The sequence below is a fragment of the Amycolatopsis sp. NPDC034160 genome (assembly GCF_055575355.1).
The window spans coordinates 344,508-360,511 of the sequence record NZ_JBVISU010000003.1 but is presented as its reverse complement, the minus strand read 5'-3'; the positions used below and the strand labels follow the sequence as shown (position 1 = coordinate 360,511).

General features: G+C 68.1%; 21 protein-coding genes. 11 read left to right on the top strand and 10 right to left on the bottom strand.

Going from position 1 to position 16,004, the window contains the following annotated elements; genetic code table 11:
• Positions 1–3: 3 nt before the first annotated feature.
• Positions 4–399: a rhodanese-like domain-containing protein gene (locus ACZ54P_RS10185; protein ID WP_465461186.1), complete on the bottom strand. Its 396-nt coding sequence runs from the start codon at positions 397–399 to the stop codon at positions 4–6.
• Positions 396–944, bottom strand: a complete 549-nt coding sequence (locus tag ACZ54P_RS10180) for a cysteine dioxygenase (RefSeq protein WP_465461185.1) — start codon at positions 942–944, stop codon at positions 396–398. The genes ACZ54P_RS10185 and ACZ54P_RS10180 overlap by 4 nt, the downstream gene beginning before the upstream one ends.
• A gap of 345 nt (positions 945–1,289) precedes the next feature.
• Here ACZ54P_RS10180 and ACZ54P_RS10175 point away from each other — a divergent pair, with 345 nt between their 5' ends.
• From ACZ54P_RS10175 to ACZ54P_RS10155, 5 genes are all read left to right on the top strand, one after another.
• On the top strand, positions 1,290–2,102 hold the full coding sequence (locus tag ACZ54P_RS10175; RefSeq protein WP_465461184.1) for an ABC transporter ATP-binding protein: 813 nt from the start codon (positions 1,290–1,292) through the stop codon (positions 2,100–2,102).
• A 63-nt stretch (positions 2,103–2,165) separates the two neighbouring features.
• A complete protein-coding gene (locus ACZ54P_RS10170; protein WP_005167845.1) occupies positions 2,166–2,945 on the top strand; it encodes an enoyl-CoA hydratase/isomerase family protein in 780 nt (259 codons plus the stop codon).
• A gap of 4 nt (positions 2,946–2,949) precedes the next feature.
• The gene (locus ACZ54P_RS10165) at positions 2,950–3,912 is read left to right on the top strand and encodes a methyltransferase domain-containing protein (protein ID WP_465461183.1); all 963 of its coding nucleotides are present in this window, start codon (positions 2,950–2,952) and stop codon (positions 3,910–3,912) included.
• The gene (locus ACZ54P_RS10160; protein WP_465461182.1) at positions 3,913–5,082 is read left to right on the top strand and encodes a class I SAM-dependent methyltransferase; all 1,170 of its coding nucleotides are present in this window, start codon (positions 3,913–3,915) and stop codon (positions 5,080–5,082) included.
• A gap of 258 nt (positions 5,083–5,340) precedes the next feature.
• Positions 5,341–5,715, top strand: a complete 375-nt coding sequence (locus ACZ54P_RS10155) for a DUF427 domain-containing protein (protein ID WP_465461181.1) — start codon at positions 5,341–5,343, stop codon at positions 5,713–5,715.
• 480 nt (positions 5,716–6,195) lie between these two features.
• Here the strand turns inward: ACZ54P_RS10155 and ACZ54P_RS10150 are convergent, their stop codons facing one another.
• Entirely contained in the window at positions 6,196–6,915 is a 720-nt protein-coding gene (locus ACZ54P_RS10150; protein WP_465461180.1) for a hypothetical protein, read from the bottom strand.
• A gap of 67 nt (positions 6,916–6,982) precedes the next feature.
• On the opposite strand from ACZ54P_RS10150, the gene ACZ54P_RS10145 reads away from it, so the two are divergent.
• The 3 genes from ACZ54P_RS10145 to ACZ54P_RS10135 are packed head-to-tail and all read left to right on the top strand — an operon-like array spanning position 6,983 to position 8,462.
• A complete protein-coding gene (locus ACZ54P_RS10145; RefSeq protein WP_465461179.1) occupies positions 6,983–7,768 on the top strand; it encodes a helix-turn-helix domain-containing protein in 786 nt (261 codons plus the stop codon).
• Between the two features lie 27 nt (positions 7,769–7,795).
• Entirely contained in the window at positions 7,796–8,230 is a 435-nt protein-coding gene (locus ACZ54P_RS10140) for an acyl-CoA thioesterase (protein ID WP_465461178.1), read from the top strand.
• A 55-nt stretch (positions 8,231–8,285) separates the two neighbouring features.
• Positions 8,286–8,462, top strand: coding sequence for a hypothetical protein (locus ACZ54P_RS10135; protein WP_465461177.1), 177 nt, complete (start codon positions 8,286–8,288; stop codon positions 8,460–8,462).
• A gap of 280 nt (positions 8,463–8,742) precedes the next feature.
• On the opposite strand, the gene ACZ54P_RS10130 is transcribed toward ACZ54P_RS10135, so the two are convergent.
• The gene (locus ACZ54P_RS10130; RefSeq protein ID WP_465461176.1) at positions 8,743–9,999 is read right to left on the bottom strand and encodes an HNH endonuclease signature motif containing protein; all 1,257 of its coding nucleotides are present in this window, start codon (positions 9,997–9,999) and stop codon (positions 8,743–8,745) included.
• A gap of 394 nt (positions 10,000–10,393) precedes the next feature.
• On the opposite strand from ACZ54P_RS10130, the gene ACZ54P_RS10125 reads away from it, so the two are divergent.
• From ACZ54P_RS10125 to ACZ54P_RS10115, 3 genes are all read left to right on the top strand, one after another.
• A complete protein-coding gene (locus tag ACZ54P_RS10125) occupies positions 10,394–11,188 on the top strand; it encodes a nitroreductase/quinone reductase family protein (RefSeq protein WP_465461175.1) in 795 nt (264 codons plus the stop codon).
• Between the two features lie 94 nt (positions 11,189–11,282).
• Positions 11,283–11,504, top strand: coding sequence for a hypothetical protein (locus ACZ54P_RS10120; RefSeq protein ID WP_465461174.1), 222 nt, complete (start codon positions 11,283–11,285; stop codon positions 11,502–11,504).
• A gap of 143 nt (positions 11,505–11,647) precedes the next feature.
• Positions 11,648–12,634, top strand: a complete 987-nt coding sequence (locus ACZ54P_RS10115) for an acyl-CoA desaturase (protein WP_465461173.1) — start codon at positions 11,648–11,650, stop codon at positions 12,632–12,634.
• Between the two features lie 6 nt (positions 12,635–12,640).
• Here ACZ54P_RS10115 and ACZ54P_RS10110 read toward each other — a convergent pair whose 3' ends face one another.
• The 6 genes from ACZ54P_RS10110 to lexA form a co-directional block, all read right to left on the bottom strand.
• A complete protein-coding gene (locus ACZ54P_RS10110; RefSeq protein ID WP_465461172.1) occupies positions 12,641–13,435 on the bottom strand; it encodes an alpha/beta hydrolase in 795 nt (264 codons plus the stop codon).
• 13 nt (positions 13,436–13,448) lie between these two features.
• Positions 13,449–13,613 carry a hypothetical protein gene (locus ACZ54P_RS10105; protein ID WP_465461171.1) on the bottom strand — a complete coding sequence of 55 codons (165 nt, stop codon included), beginning with the start codon at positions 13,611–13,613 and terminating at the stop codon, positions 13,449–13,451.
• A 17-nt stretch (positions 13,614–13,630) separates the two neighbouring features.
• Complete coding sequence (locus ACZ54P_RS10100) at positions 13,631–14,287, bottom strand: enoyl-CoA hydratase/isomerase family protein (protein ID WP_465461170.1); 657 nt, start codon at positions 14,285–14,287, stop codon at positions 13,631–13,633.
• Positions 14,268–14,894 (bottom strand): TetR/AcrR family transcriptional regulator, encoded by a 627-nt coding sequence (locus ACZ54P_RS10095; protein ID WP_465461169.1) that lies wholly within the window; start codon positions 14,892–14,894, stop codon positions 14,268–14,270. Before ACZ54P_RS10095 ends, ACZ54P_RS10100 begins: the two co-directional genes overlap by 20 nt.
• Positions 14,895–14,965: 71 nt before the next feature.
• A complete protein-coding gene (locus ACZ54P_RS10090; protein WP_465461168.1) occupies positions 14,966–15,307 on the bottom strand; it encodes a VOC family protein in 342 nt (113 codons plus the stop codon).
• Positions 15,308–15,342: 35 nt separating this feature from the next.
• Complete coding sequence (gene lexA / locus ACZ54P_RS10085) at positions 15,343–15,999, bottom strand: transcriptional repressor LexA (RefSeq protein ID WP_465461450.1); 657 nt, start codon at positions 15,997–15,999, stop codon at positions 15,343–15,345.
• Positions 16,000–16,004 lie beyond the last annotated feature (5 nt).

Here is a 16,004-nt window from a genome sequence, read left to right as displayed (position 1 = left end):
GCGTCAGGGGACGGCGGGGGTGCCGCCCTCGCGGATCGGGAGGCCAGCCGAACGCCAGGCGCGGAACCCGCCTTCGAGATCGGTCGCGCCCGGCAGGCCGAGCCGCCGCAGATCGGCGGCGGCCAGGCTGGACGAATACCCCTCGTTGCATACGACGATCACCGTCGAGTCCGGTTTCACCTGAGGCAGCCGCCATTCGCTGTCCGGCGCGAGCCGCCATTCGAGGTGAATCCGCTCGACGACCACCGAACCGGGGATCTCACCCTCTTCGGCCCGGTTGACCTGCGGGCGGATGTCCACGATCAGGGCTCCGTCGCGTTGCAGCCGCAGTGCCTGCTCGGGCTCCGCCCGGTCCAGTCCGGACCGGGCGGCCGCAAGCAGGTCGTCAATAGCACTCATCGGCCCAGTATCGGGGCCAGCGAGGGGATCTCGGCGGGAACGTCGGCGAGCGTGCGGTATTCGCGGGTCGCGACCAGCGGCGGCGAGTACGCGTGAACGCTGGCAGCGGGCTCGGAACCGATGCCGGTCACCTGGTGCGCGCGCCCCGCACCGAAGCCGATGCTCTCGCCAACGACGTGCGTGCGCCGCCGGATCGGGCCGCCGGGGTAGCGGTACTCCTCGCCGAGTTCGCCCTGCAGCACGGTGAACGAACCGGACGCGCCGCCGTGGTCGTGCGGTTTCGTCTGCTGGCCGGGCAGCCAGGACAGCAGCCACAGCTCGACGCCGTCGGTCAGCGCGAGCCGGGCCCACCAGCGGCGGTCGGCGTCGAAGCGCAGCAGACCACGCAGGCCGGTGGTCAGTTCGGTGGCGACGGTGGAGGTCAGCTCGGCCAGTTCCCGTGGCGTCCAGAGCAGGCGCTCGGGGTGCAGCAGCTCGGGCAGCAGCGGGTCGGTCAGCTGAGGGTGGGTCTCGAAGTCATGGCGAGGCGAAAGGGACGTGGTCAACTCGGGGCTCCTCGTGAAGATTCGCGGGCTCGGAAAAGCAGGGCCGAACGCGGCGCGACACGGGTGCCACGGCACACGGGACGTGTGTGCCGTCGAAAGGATCGGGCTCAGCCGTGCCGCGCGGTGGTACACCCGCACGAGGCGACGAGGAGCAGGTCGATGGTCCGGCGGCGCCAGAAAGAACCCCCGATGACGGGGAAGGCGGCGGACACGGACCTGATCACGCCTCCGATCGTGCCACAGCCACCACGCCGGGGTCGCCGCGTCCCACTCCCTGGACCAGCCGGTTTCCCCGGACCGGCGGCCCGGTGTTCACGCGCGCGCGTGTGCGGACACAATGGGCGCGTGAGTGAGCCGATCCAGCCCAGCGAACTTGACGACCTCGTGGTGAGGATGACCGGTGTCGGGGTCCGCCGAACAGGCAACGATCTCCTCGCCGACCTCGACTGGACCGTGGAACTGGACGAGCGATGGGTGGTGCTCGGCCCGAACGGCGCGGGCAAGACCACCCTGCTCCGGCTGGCCGCGGCCGAACTCCACCCGACCTCGGGCACGGTCGACCTCCTCGGCGACCGGATCGGCAAGGTCAACATCTTCGACCTGCGCCCGCGGATCGGGTTCACCTCGGCCGCGATCGCGCAGCGGGTGCCCGGCGACGAGCGCGTGGTCGACGTCGTGGTGAGCGCCGGGTACGCCGTCGTCGGCCGCTGGCGTGAGGAGTACGACAGCCTCGACACCGACCGCGCCCGCGAACTGCTGGGCGCGCTGGGCATTCCGCACCTGGCCGAGCGCACCTTCGGCACGCTGTCGGAGGGCGAGCGCAAGCGGACCCTGATCGCGCGGTCACTGATGACCGACCCGGAGATGCTGCTGCTCGACGAGCCCGCCGCCGGACTCGACCTCGGCGGCCGCGAAGACCTGGTCGCGCGCCTTTCGGAGCTGGCACTCGACCCCGAAGCCCCGGCCATGGTGCTCGTCACCCACCACGTGGAAGAAATCCCGCCGGGATTCACCCACGCGCTGCTGCTCCGCGACGGCCGCGCGGTCGCTTCCGGGCTCATGGACGACGTCGTGACCAGCGAGAACCTGTCCAAGACGTTCGACCAGGACCTCCTGCTCGAACGGTCCGGTGATCGCTACTTCGCCCGTCGCCGCTGAGCTGACGTACTGAGCGGTAACGTGTGGTCTGTCGTGGTGAACGGCCTGTTAAGGAGGACTGGCGTGGGAGAGTTCGTAAGCCTGGAGGTCGAAGGCGGGGTCGGCACGATCCGGCTGGACCGCCCGCCGGTCAACGCCCTGAACAACCAGGTGCAGGCCGAGCTCGCGGAAGCGGCTCGTGAGGCCTCCGAGCGCGACGACGTGCGCGCCGTGATCCTCTACGGCGGCGAGAAGACCTTCGCGGGCGGCGCGGACATCAAGGAGATGGCCGAGCGCACGTACCCCGAGATCGCGAAGTTCGGCGCGGCGCTGACCGCGTCGCTGGCCACCATCGCGAACATCCCGAAGCCGGTCGTCGCGGCCATCACCGGCTACGCGCTGGGCGGCGGCCTCGAACTCGCGCTGACCGCCGACCGCCGGATCGCCGGCGACAACGTCAAGGTCGGCCAGCCGGAGATCCAGCTCGGCGTCATCCCCGGCGCCGGTGGCACGCAGCGCCTCGCCCGGCTCATCGGCCCGAGCAAGACCAAGGACCTCGTGTTCACCGGCCGGTTCGTGAAGGCCGAAGAGGCGCTCGCGCTGGGCATCCTCGACGAGGTCGTCGCGCCGGACGACGTCTACGCCGCCGCGCACAAGTGGGCCTCGCAGTTCGCGAACGGTCCCGCCGTGGCGCTGCGTGCCGCGAAGGCCGCCATCGACGGCGGTCTCGACACCGACCTCGCGAGCGGGCTCAAGCTCGAATCGCACCTCTTCGCCGCGCTGTGGGCGACCGAGGACCAGCGCAACGGCATGAAGTCGTTCATCGAAAACGGCCCTGGCAAGGCCACCTTCGAGGGGAAGTAACCCGATGACGCAGGTGAACGATCCGGCGCCGAACCCGCACGCCACCGCCGAAGAGGTCAAGGCCGCTTTCGCCGACCCCAAGCTCGCCAACGTGCTGTACCACGACTGGGAAGCCGGGACCTACGACGAGAAGTGGTCCATCTCCTACGACGAGCGCTGCATCTCCTACGCGACCGACGTGTTCAACGCGGTCGCCGGTGAGGACGGCCAGCCGTACCCGACCGCGATGGAACTGGGCAGTGGCACCGGCTTCTTCCTGCTAAATTTGATGCAGGGCGGCGTCATCAAGAAGGGGTCGGTCACCGACCTCTCACCGGGGATGGTCCAGGTCGCGCTGCGCAACGCCGAGAACCTCGGCCTCGACGTCGACGGCCGGGTCGCCGACGCCGAGCGGATCCCCTATGAAGACAACAGCTTCGACCTCGTCGTCGGGCACGCGGTGCTGCACCACATCCCGGACGTCCGCGCGGCGTTCGCCGAGGTGCTGCGCGTGCTGAAGCCGGGCGGCCGGTTCGTGTTCGCGGGTGAGCCGACGAAGGTCGGCGACTTCTACGCGCGCAAGCTCGGCCAGCTCACCTGGTACCTCACCACCAACCTGACCAAGCTGCCGGTGCTGAACGGCTGGCGCCGCCCGCAGGAGGAACTCGACGAGTCCTCCCGTGCGGCCGCGCTGGAGGCCGTCGTCGACATCCACACCTTCGACCCGTCCGAACTCGAGTCGATGGCTCGTGGCGCCGGGGCGCAGGATGTCCGCGCGGTCACCGAAGAGTTCGCGGCCGCGCTCGCGGGCTGGCCGATCCGGACCTTCGAAGCCGCCGTGCCGCAGGAGAAACTGACCCTGCGCTGGCGTCTGTTCGCGTACCGGCTGTGGCTGCGGCTGTCCGCTTTGGACAAGAAACTGCTCGCCAAGGTGCTGCCGCGCGAACTGTTCTACAACGTGATGATCACCGGTACCAAGCGGTCGTAGGTGCCGTATCAGTTCACGCTCGACGACGTCGCCTTCCTGCGCTCCGGCGCCGGAAGCGCGGCGCTCGCCGACTGCTCGTCCCTGCCGCTGACCGACAAGACCCGCATCGCCGACGTCGCCGCCGTGCGCCGGATCGCCCCGGACCACGCGGCCGCGGTGCTGGAAACGGTGGTGCTGCGGCGGAAGTCATCCGCCAAACTGGACTCCGCGGCCTCGTGGCTGTTCACCGGTGACGCGCTCCAGCAGGCCAGCGCCACCGCGGTCGCCCGGCATCGGGCCGCGCGGCTGGCGGACCGCGACGTCCACGACGTGACCTGTTCCGTCGGCGCGGACCTGATCGAGATCGCGCGCGTCGCCTCGCGCGCCTTGGGCTCGGATCTGGACGAGGTCCGGCTGGCGATGGCACGGCACAACGCCGTCGAAGCCGGGGTTTCCCCTGACTTACTGCGTGCCGACGCGCTTCGGCCGGTCAGCCGTTCCTCGGTGATCGTCGCTGACCCCGCCCGTCGCGACTCGGCCGGGCGACGGGCGTGGAAACCCGCCGATTTCCTGCCGCCGCTGGACGGACTGGTCGAGGCGTACACCGGCCGCGAACTTTCGGTCAAATGCGCACCGGGGCTCGATTTCTCCATCGCGCCTTGGGCCGACGAGGTCGAACTGGTCTCTTTGGACGGTCAGGTCCGAGAGGCGTGCCTGTGGCGCGGAGTAGGATCCACCGTGTCGCGGCGGGCGACGGTGTTGCGTTCGGACGGTGCACAGTGGACGGTCACCGACGCCGATCCCGACGAGATCCCCGTACGTGAGCCGGGTGAATGGATCGTCGATCCCGACGGCGCCGTCGTCCGGGCGGGCCTCGTGCGGCACTACGCCGCGCGACATGGCTTGTGGCAGCTCGACGAGCGGATCGCCTATCTCACGGGAGACGTTCCACCGCCGGGAATCCGGGCGTTCCGGGTGTTCGAGTACGGACCGTACAGTGAGAAGAATCTGCGCGTACTGCTGAGAAAACACGATATCGGGCGGTTGGAGATCCTCGTTCGCGGTCTCGACATCGACCCGGATGCCTTGCGGCGCAAACTGAAGCCTCGTGGCGGTGAAGAAGCTACCTTGGTACTGACCAGAATCGGCCGTTCTGGAGTAGCGTTCCTGTGCCGCGCACAGCTCACTTGAGGAGCACTTCCCCGAGCCGGTTCACCGGCCTGCTGTAACAGCCCGCCAACATCGGCCAGGTCGAACTAGACGTCAAGCGATCGGCAAAGGCACGTTCCTATCGTGCTCAACTTCGGCGACCAGTTCAGCGACCTCGAAGGTGGTTACGCGGAGGTCCGGTAAAGCTGCCGAACCTGATGTACTACCTGCCCTGAGGGGAATATTCGCGGGGGCGCCGTCGCTGTGCCCGGTATCGGAAACCCCCGAGGGAGCTGATCCATGTCTGACAAGAAGGTGCTCAAGCCCAGCGCGAACCACCCGATCACGGTGACGCCGAACAAGGCGCGGGTGGTCGTCACGGTCGGCGGGAAGGTCGTGGCGGACAGCGCGAACGTGCTGACGCTGCAGGAGGCGAACTACCCGCCGGCGCAGTACATCCCGCGCGCCGACGTCGACTTCGCCCTCCTGGAGCGGACGGAACATTCGACGTACTGCCCGTTCAAGGGTGACGCGTCGTACTACAGCATCCGTACCGGTGACGGCGTCGCCGAGAACGCCGTGTGGACCTACGAGGCGCCGCACGACGCGGTCGCCGGGATCAAGGACCACGTCGCCTTCTACCCGTCGAAGGTCGACGCGATCGAAGAGCGCTGACCCGCCTTACCCAGGCCCGCCCGCGTGCAATGAGCCTTTTCCATCCTGAGGTTCAGAGGGTGTGGGGGCGTGAGTGGCGCCATTCACGAGCAGGTCTTACCTCGCAGGTAGTCGACTGTGAGGTAAGGCTTGGCAGTGAGTGTCCCGATTCCCACATCGTCGTGAGGTTGCCCTGGTCCCGATGTTGATCAACGGAAGATCGGGGACGTTGAATGTCCTCGATCTTCCGTTGATCGGCGTCGTGCAGCTCGGGCCCTGCGGCTGACACAGCCGAGTGGGGAGGATTCCGGCCGTTGGACGGCCGGAATCCTCCCCACTCGGACGTAGCGGCACCAAGGCGAGGTCAGGTTCCAGCAGGTCAGCAAGTACCGGTCCGCCAGAACCGTCATCACCACTCACGCCCCCCACACCCTCGGAACCTCAGGATGGAAAAGGCTCATTGCATGAGGGCAGGCGCGTGAGGGTCACTCCGCGTAGCCGTCAGGGGAGCTGGTTGATCCGGTCGGCGTCCGCGGCGAGCGAGGTGTCGGGTTCGATACGCCAGGCCTCCAGGCCGGGCGTCTTGAGGAGTGCGTCGATCAGGGTCTCCTCGCCTGCGACGAGGGTCGAGTCGAAGTCGACTTCGGTGGCCACGCACCACGCGCGGTCGTCCGGCCAGAACAAGTTGGGTGACTGCGCTTCGAACCAGTTCGGCCGCGGCCGCCAGCCGAGTCGCGTCGCCGCCGTCAGTGGTCCGGTGAACAGCAGGTAGTCGCGGCCGGGATGCCGCAGACGGGGAGCTTCCAGGTGTTCGCGGGACAGGGTGGCCTCGTCGGCCCAGCCGTAGCCTTCCCACAGGCAGAACCAGGCGTCCGCGGTGGACGTATGGTCGCCGAGGACGGCCAGCAGGGCGGTGAGGCTGTGCGACGGCAGGGTGCCGCGGCCGGGCGGTGAGCCCCGCCAGAGTGAGCCGGTGAGGTTCACCGGATCCGGAGAGCCGACGAGGGCCTGCCACTGCATGGCGCCGTGTGCGCGCCGCCCCGTTTCCGCCGCGGCTTCGCTCCAGCTCGCCCAGCCGCCGCGATCGCGTTCGGCCGGGTGACAGATCCGGGCATAGGCGGCGTATGCGCGAGGGACCGTACGGCAGGCCGCGCCGAACGCCCCGCCGAGTCGGGACGAGATCCACTCGGCGGGGGACGGGTCGAGTACCGGCCGCAGCACGCTCGGCAGTCTCCAGCAAGATCAAGTGACGCGCATCTTGTCGGTGGGCGGGGGCATACTGCCGGTCGTGGGAGTTCCGCTGCGCCGCCGTTCGGGCAGGTCGATCTATCGCGAGAGCACACCGGCCGCGGAGGTCGCCGGTGTGGTCGAGCGCGCTTGGACGGGCCGGGTCGGCTGCAGCCGTCCCCTGCGGGTGTTCCCGGACGGCTGTGTGGATCTCGTGTGGGACGGGCGGGGGCTCGCCGCGGTCACCACGGTGAGCGGGGTGCTGCGGCACGAACTGCCGTCGGTGGACTGGACAGTCGGTCTCCGCCTCCGGTGCGGCGCCGGTGGCGCGGTACTGGGGCTGCCGATGACGGACCTGGCGGCGGGCACCACCCCGCTGCGCGAACTGTGGGGCGCTCGCGCCCGTCGCGCCGAATCAGGACTGGCCGAGTGCTCGACGCCCGTCGAGGCGCGATCCGTGCTGGAGGCGCTGGTCGCCGACCGGATCCGGGAGGTCGAGCCGGCCGGTCTGCCGCTCGCCGCCGCCCGTGCGCTGCGGTCGCCCGGCGCTCGCGCCGACCAGGTGGCGAGGCAGCTGGGAGTCAGCGAGCGTGGCCTCCGGCGGCACGTACGGCACGCCGTCGGCGTCGGACCCAAGGAACTGCAGCGGGTGTTGCGATTCCATCGATTCCTCGATCGGGTCGAGGCCGTGGCGCGGACGCGTTCGTCGCTCGCCGATGTCGCCGCCGAGCTGGGCTACGCGGATCAGTCCCATCTCGGCCGGGAGTGCCGTCGATTGTCGGGAACCTCGCCCGGCGCGCTGGTGCGATCCTGGGTTCGGCAGACTGGCCGAAACGTTCCAGACTGAGCGGGCGCCTCCGGCGAAGATCGAGGAATGCCCGAACCTTTCCGCGTCACCATCGATATCCGCACGGACGATCTCGACCTGAACGGCCACGTACGCGGTCCCGCCTACCTCGCCTACGCCGATCACGCGCGCTGGGAATGCGCGTGGGCCGCCGGGGTGGATCCGTTGGCGCTCAAGGCCGAGAACCTCGGTCCGGTCAATCTCGAAACGACGATCCGGTTTCGCCGCGAACTCCGTGCCCGTGCGCGGGTCGACGTACTGACCCGGTTCGCTTGGGAGCCGGGCAAGGTTTCCCGGGTCGTCCAGGAGTTCCTGGCGCCGGACGGTGCCGTGGTGGCCGAGGTGGAAAGCCTTTCCGGATTGCTGGATCTTCACCGGCGGCGTCTGGTCGAGGATCCGGGGCGGTATTGGCGGAAGTACGCGGTGCGGCCGGAAATCCTCGGCCTGGGGGAAAACGTTTGACGGTGGACGACTTCCGGCGGTCGAGCGGTGGCCGTCCGGTGGCACGGTCAACGCCATGTTCCGGCTGGGTGACGACCTCGCCGTGAGGCTGCCGATCGGGGAGAGCGGCGCCGGGGATCTGTTTCCGGTATGGGATCTGCTGCCCGCCGAGGCGAGGGAAGTCTTCCTTGCGGCGTCGCGCGTGGACGACGCGAGCCCCGCGGCCGAGGACGGACGCTTTCGCAGGCGCTGACGGCCTTGCCGTACTCCGGGAAGACCAACGCCGCGATGGCAGGCAACGCGGCACGTGATCCTTGCGGTGCTGGAGGAATGTGGTCATTGAGGGGTGAGGTAACGGCGCGGGTTGATGACGAAGGCGGCGCCGGCCGTGACTGTGGATAGGACGTTGAGCCTTGGATCGGCCGGTGTTGTGGTGCCCGGGGGACGCAAATGCGCACTGGCTTGGAAACCTCGCGTACCGCTGCGGCTGGTCGGTGAGGTTCGAGGGATCTGACTCGCGCGGTTGCTTCGGTCTATGTCCTGAGGTGCATGGTGTTGCGCCTCGGTTGGCCGGTGGGGTCGAGGTAGGCGGGTGGGGTGAATTCGGGGAGTCCGTCTTGGGCGATCTGGACTTTCCATTGGCTGTGGTGGATCAGCCGGTGGTGCTTGGTGCAGAGCAGGACGAGGTTGTCGATTTTCGTATCGCCGTGGTGTCGCCAGAAGACGATGTGGTGGGCGGTGCAGCGTGGCACCGGCATGTCGCAGCCGGGGAAGGCGCAGCCTCCGTCGCGGATGGTCAAGGCGTATTTCTGCGCCAGTGACACTGTCCTTTTGGATCGGCCGATGTCCAGCGGTTCGCCTGCGGTGCCCAGTACTCCGGGCCGGACGCGGGCGTCGCAGGCCAGGATGCGGGCGTCGGTGGCGCTGATCGGCCCGACGAGATCCAGATGCGCCTCGCCGAGATCGTTGATCAGGTCGTCGTAGGACATGGTCACCAGAATGTGGGTGGCTTCCCCGGCTTGGCCGGGCAGGTTCCGGCTGGTGGTCTTCAACCGCACGTAGTCGGTGAAAGCATCCCCGTAGCGTTCGTCGGGGGTACGAGAGTCGCGGACCCCGTCGATGGCTTTGTGGGGTTTGGCCATGGGGTCGAGGTCGGACTTCAATCGCGCATAGGTTTCGAGGTCGAGGGTGGCTGTGAGGCCGAGGGTGCCGTCGCGGTGTGTGATGAACCGCAGCTCCGGCCGGACGTCTTTTGGGTCCTCGTTGCGGGGTTCTTTCCCGTCAGGGTCGAGCTTGTCCAGGAGCCGTCGTCCGGCGCGGGCGATCTGCCGGGGCCCGGCCCGGCGAGCCAGCTCGACCAGGATCTTCTCTCCACCGCGCACGTCTTCTTCCGAGACGGTGGACGGGATGCGGGCGAGAGTACGGATGATCGCGTCGATCTGACTGCCGCCGATCGCGCCCTCGGCGGCGGCTTCGGCGGTCAGCGGTGCCAGCGGCGGCTGAGGATCTCCGCCGATAGACGGGCCTGGATGCAACGCCAGCACCCGGTCAGCGCGGGCATTGGCTTCCTTGTCCGTGACATGGAAGTCCTCGAAGATCAGCGCAGCCAGCGTCGAATGACCAGAACATCCACGAACCCCACGGCTATTGATTTCCGCGAGAATCGCATTCTGCTCCGCATCCAACCGGCGCTTCAAAAACTCGATTTCCTGTTTGCGGGCGTGCAGCGTCGCAGTATCGGCACGCCACCACTCGGAGCGCACCACCTGAGGACTGTTTTCGCTGGCCACGACCTCAAGAATACCCGCGCTCGAACAGGTGTGCTAGCAAATTCTTATGCAGAGTTTGGCCATCGCTCGATTCCCTTAGGTGGGTTAAAGGGCTGCGAAGTGACTTGAAAGCCGCGAAGCGGCAACTACACGGCCAGTAGGGAGGTGCGCGAGAAGTCGACCTTGTGCTAGCGTCTGCTTCGAGCCCCGTATGGGCCTACGCATGGAGGTAGCGGCTACTCAGCCACCAGAGATCGGCACACACCGTCTCTCGTATTCCACATCCCCACGTCGTGGGATGACGCCTCCATGCGGTGTGTTCGGGACCCTTTGTATCAGTGGGTCGCCCTCGTTGTGCCCTTCTTCCGGTGGCGGTTCCGCCCTCCTGTCGACATAGCGATGGGAAAGGAACACGTTGACCGGCTTCAACGAACTGATCCAGCTGACCACCACCGGCGCGAAGAGCGGTGAGCGCCGGACGAATCCCTTGGGGTATCTGGAAATCGATGGCAAGACCGTCGTCGTGGCTTCGAACCTGGGAGCGCCGAAGCATCCCGGCTGGTACCACAACATCCGGCACGACCAGCGAGTGACGATCGAGACGGGAACCGAGACCTACGAGGCGATCGCGGCCATTCCTGCCGGAGCGGAGCGTGACGCGTTGTTCGCGAAGGTCGTCACCGCGGAACCGGGATTCGCCGAGTATCAGGCGAAAACGTCGCGGGTATTGCCCGTCGTGATCCTGCACCGGATCGACGACCGGGTGCGGGGGATGGGGGATTTCCTGGTGGAGGTCCACGAGTGGCTGCGCGGGGAGCTCAAGACGCTGCGCGCCGGAGTCGACGATATTGTCGCCGGTCGCGCGGATTCGCTCAGTATGGAGAAAACCCTGCGGGCGCACTGTGTTTCGTTCTGCGAGGCGCTGACCAAACATCATACGGGCGAGGACATGGGTGCGTTTCCGATGCTGGCGCAACGGTTTCCCGCGCTCGCGTCGACGTTGACGAAGCTCGGTGAGGACCATGTGGTCGTCGCGGCGCTGCAGAAGCGGATCCGTGACCTCGTCGAGGGATACGTCCACGGCGAGAGTGACCCGGTCCGGCTGCGCGACGACTTCGACGCGCTCGCGGGCAAGCTCGAAGCACACTTCGCCGCTGAGGAGGAAGCCGTCGTCGTCGCTCTCAACGTGACGGCGCCGTCAAACGGCTGATCGAGGGCGGACGCCCTGGGGTTCCGGCCCCAGGGCGTGTATCCTTGACCACGGCGGCGCTCTTCAAGCGTGACGCCGATCCGGCACGAGACGGGTGGAAATCGCCCCCGACCTCGCCGAAGACCGCGAACCAGCGGTCCTTCCGAAAGGTTTCATCGTCAAAACTCACAGCATGGACAGTGCGCTGTTCAGCCATCCGCTCGACACTCAGGTCGAGCGACACGACCATACGGCCCCTCAGGGCGAACGATATGTGGATCTTTTTCGCGAACCCTCTTACCCCACACCGGAACCTTCGGCTGACGTCGTTCGTTGAACGAACCAGACCAACGTTTTGGGTGGTGTGTTGACCAAGCACGCTCGCGCAGAATTCGTCGCGGGCGTCGCCTTCGTGCGTCGCGCCGTGACACCGGCTGACTCAGCCGGTATCAGTCCTGGCAATCGACAAGAAGCGACGACATGACTTCAGTTCTAAGTAACCCGGACAGCGAAGAGCGGCAGGCGCCACAGCCCCTGTTGTCCGGGGAGCAGTCCAACACCGAAAACTTTCTCGTCAAGCTGTTCGCGGTGGTGCCCCTGCTGGCACTGGCCGCTTCCGTCCCCTTCGCCTGGGGCTGGGGCCTCGGCTGGGTGGACCTCGGCCTCGCCGCCGGGTTCTACTTCCTGACCGGCCTCGGCGTGACCATCGGCTTCCACCGCTACTTCACCCACGGCGCCTTCAAGGCCAACCGCGGCCTGCGGATCGCCCTCGCGGTCGCGGGCAGCATGGCCATGCAGGGCCCGGTCATCGGCTGGGTGGCCGACCACCGGCGCCACCACGCCTTCGCCGACCGCGAGGGCGACCCGCACTCCCCGTGGCGATTCGGCACCACCCCGGCCGCGCTGGCCCGTGGTTTCTGGCACGCCCACATGGGCTGGCTGTTCGACCGTGAGAAGACCAACGTGGCACGGTTCGCGCCGGATCTGCAGGCCGATCGTGACATCGCCCGGATCGATCGCTTGTTCCCGGTGCTCACCCTCGTGACGTTGCTGGCCCCGGCCGTGCTCGGCGGGCTGATCACGATGTCGTGGTGGGGTGCGCTCACCGCGTTCTTCTGGGCGAGCCTGGTCCGGGTCGCGCTGCTGCACCACGTGACGTGGTCGGTGAACTCGCTGTGTCACCTGATCGGTGACCGCCCGTTCGCCGCCCGCGACAAGTCCGCGAACTTCTGGCCGCTCGCCATCGCTTCGATGGGCGAGTCCTGGCACAACTCCCACCACGCCGATCCCACCGGTGCCCGGCACGGTGTCCGTCGCGGTCAGCTCGACATCTCCGCGCGGCTGATCTGGCTGTTCGAGAAGGCGGGCTGGGCGACCGACGTCCGCTGGCCGAAGGCCGATCGCCTCGGCCGCAAGCTCAACCCCGGCCACTCGTTGTCACTGCGCCGGAGCGCGCGGCAAGGCTGAGCCCGGTCAACGGGCCGTGTCCGCGATGGCGTCGACCAGTTCCGGCCCGGCGGAGAGCGCCGGGTCGTTATGGTCGGCGCCGGGGACTTCGACCACCCTGGCACCGGCCGCCTTCGCCACCTCCTGGCATTGCCCGGCCGGAATGATCGAGTCCGCCAGGCCGTAGACGACGGTGACCGGAGCCCGCACACGCGAGACATGCTCGCGCGTCGGGAATTCGTCCCGCAGCAGCCAGTGGACCGGCAGGAACGGATAGTGCCGTTGTCCGGCCGACGCGAGGTCGACGAACGGCGAGCGCAGCACGAGGGCGGACGGCGGACGTTCGGTGGCCAGTTCGGCGACGACCGCCGAGCCGAGGCTCTCACCGAAGTACACCAGCGGCGTTCCGGCCTCGCGCGCCAGGAACTCCTGAGCGGCGCGGACGTCGAGCGCGAGCCCGTCCTCGGACGGGTCGCCGGGATTGCCCCCGTAACCGCGATACTCCAGAAGCAACACCGATAGTCCGCGTGCGGTCAGTGCGCGGGCTATCGGCGTGCGGAAGGACCGGTTCCCGGCGTTGCCCGGCGCGACGAGCACGGTCGCCTTCGCCTCGGGGATCGGGAAGTACCAGCTCGCGAGGCTCAGCCCGTCCGAGGTGGTGAGTGTGACGTCCCGCCCGCCGGGCAAGACATCCGCGGCGCTGGGCAGTGGACCTCCCTCGGGGAGGTAGATCAGCTTGCGCTGAAAGGCGAACGCGACGGCGAAGACCACGCCGACGATGGTGACGGTCACCGCCAGCCCGATCAGCATCTTCTTGCGCATGCCTCCGTCACACTCACTTCGTGGGCGGAAGGTCGAATCTCGCGAACAGGTCCGAGTCGAGGAACGACGTGATCTCGCGGATCCGTTCGTCCCGCAGCGAGAGCACGTTGATCGACCAGGCGTGGTGCGTGGCTTCGGCCGACTCGCCGACGTCAACACGCGAAATATCTTCGCTCACGATCGACGATTGTGCCCTTAAGCGGTGCGAAGTGCCGTCACGGCCGGGGTGAACATCGTGGTCTTGATCGCGGAAATGGTGCCGCGATCCTTTCCGGCGAGCGGCCGGACGACGTCGGCGGCGTACCCGAGCAGGGCCGGCTCCTCGGCGACGGCGTCCACGAGACCGAGGTCTCGCGCGTCCGTGCCACCGAAGCGGCGTCCCGTGGTCATCGAGGCGATCGCGGCCGCGGGGGTGAGCTTGCCCTGGATCAGCGCGGCCATCCCCGGCGTGAACGGGATGTCGATGTCGGCTTCGGGGAAGCAGAAGTACCCGCGGTCGGCGCGCATCACCCGGAAGTCGTGCGCCATCGCCAGCATCGCGCCGGCGCCGAACGCGTGCCCGTTGATCGCGGCGACCGTGTGCACGCCGAGAGTGAGCACGCGGGCGAACAGTTCGTGGACGTCGGCGACGTACTTTCCGGCCTGGTCACTGTTGGCGGTGAGCCATTCGAGGTCGAGGCCGTTCGAGTAGAACCTCCCGGAGCCGGTGGTGACCAGCACCGCCGGATCGGGATGCGCGACGACGGTGTCCAGCAGGGAATGGACGGTCTCCAGCCACGACGGCGAGAAACGGTTCTCGTCGTCGCCGAGGTCGAGCACGAACACCGGGGCTTCATCGCGCAGGGTGGGCATTTCGGTCCTTTCGGGGCGGGAGCAGGAGTACGGCGCGGACCGCGGCGGTGAGCCGCGCACGCGAGTCTTCGGAGATGGGCTCGCCCGCGGTGAACGCGCGGCGGAACAGGGCCGTCGGCAGGTCGACCACGCAGGTCGTGAGCACCTCGACGGCTTGGGCGTCGCGCCGGTCCCAGAGCCTTTCGGCGAGCCTGATCAGGAGCGCGAGCAGGCGTTTGTCCAGTGCCAGGAGGTCGCCGGCGAGATCCTCCGGAACCTGCGGGCCGAGCAGGTGCTCCTTCTTGACGGTCAGGAGCATCCTGGCCGCTTCGGGTCTTACGTCGGCGAACGCGGCCGGTGCGCCCGCCGCGGCCACGACCGCCGCGACCGGGTCTTCCGCCTGGCCGGCCAGTTCGGCCTGGAGGTCGAGGAAGTCGCCCGCCGCACGCAGCCACACGCGGGCCAGCAACGCGCCGAGTGAGCCGAAGGCGTGGTAGATCGTGCCGTTGGGAACTCCGGCCGCGGTCGCGAGAGACCGGAGGGTGACCCCTTGGGCGCCGGCCTCGACGACGAGGCGCTCGGCGGTGTCGAGCAACCGGTCCAGATCGTGCACGCGAGGGCGGGGCATGGGGCGACAGTAACAGAGCGCTTGCTCTAAAACGTGCCGTCGAGGGTTGTGACGTGGTTCGCCGTTCGAAGTCAGGCGTCCGGGGTCCACACCGCCAATTCGGCGCCACCGGGCTCGCGGAAGTGGAACCGGCGCCCCCCGGGGAAGGCGAACGGCTCCACCGTGACGACTCCGCCCGCCGCCTCGACGGAATCCCTCGCCCGGCCGAGGTCGTCGGTGCGGATCGTCACGAGCGGCGCCGCGGTCTGCTGCGCGGCGTCCTGCTGGAAACCGAGCGAGACCACGCCGCCGCTCTGGACGTCGCTGTATGCCGGACCGTACGGCGTCGCCGTCCAGCCGAAGGCCTTCTCGAAGAACCGGCTGGAAGCCCCGGCCGAGTCCGACGGGAACTCGACGAAGTCGATTTCGTACATGGGCCGGAACCCTACTCCGGCCCACCGACAGAAACTCAGACGCTGCGCAGCACCGAGACCACGACGCCGAGCACGGCCGCACGATCCCCGTCGATGACGTCGTAGGCGGGGTTGCGCGGTTCGAGGTACACGTGGCCGTCGCGGCGGCGGTACACCTTGACCGTGGCCTCCTCGTCGATCATCGCGGCGACGATCTGGCCGGAATGCGCCTCCTGCTGCTGCTTCACCACGACGATGTCGCCGTCGCAGATCGCCGCGTCGATCATCGAATCACCGCGCACCCGCAGCCCGAAGACGTTCCCGCGACCGGTAAGTTCACGCGGAAGGGTCATCACGTCGTCGACGTGCTCGACGGCCGAGATGGGCGTTCCCGCGGCGATGTCACCGACGACGGGAACCGGCACGGAGTCCTCTGTGGATTGTCGCGACCGGGTGCCGTGCAGGAACGCGCGCACGTCGATGGGCCGGGAAATCGAGCTGCTGCGACGGAGGAAACCTTTCTCCTCCAAGGCCGCCAGATGCTTCGACACCGAGGACGTCGACCGCAGCCCGACCGCTTCGCCGATCTCCCGTGTGCTCGGCGAGTATCCGTGCTCGACCACCCATTCGCGGATGGTCAGCAGGATCTTCTGCTGGCGCTCCGGCAGGGAAGCGGCTTCCTCGAACACGTCAAGATCGTGGTAGGCGGTCATCCGCG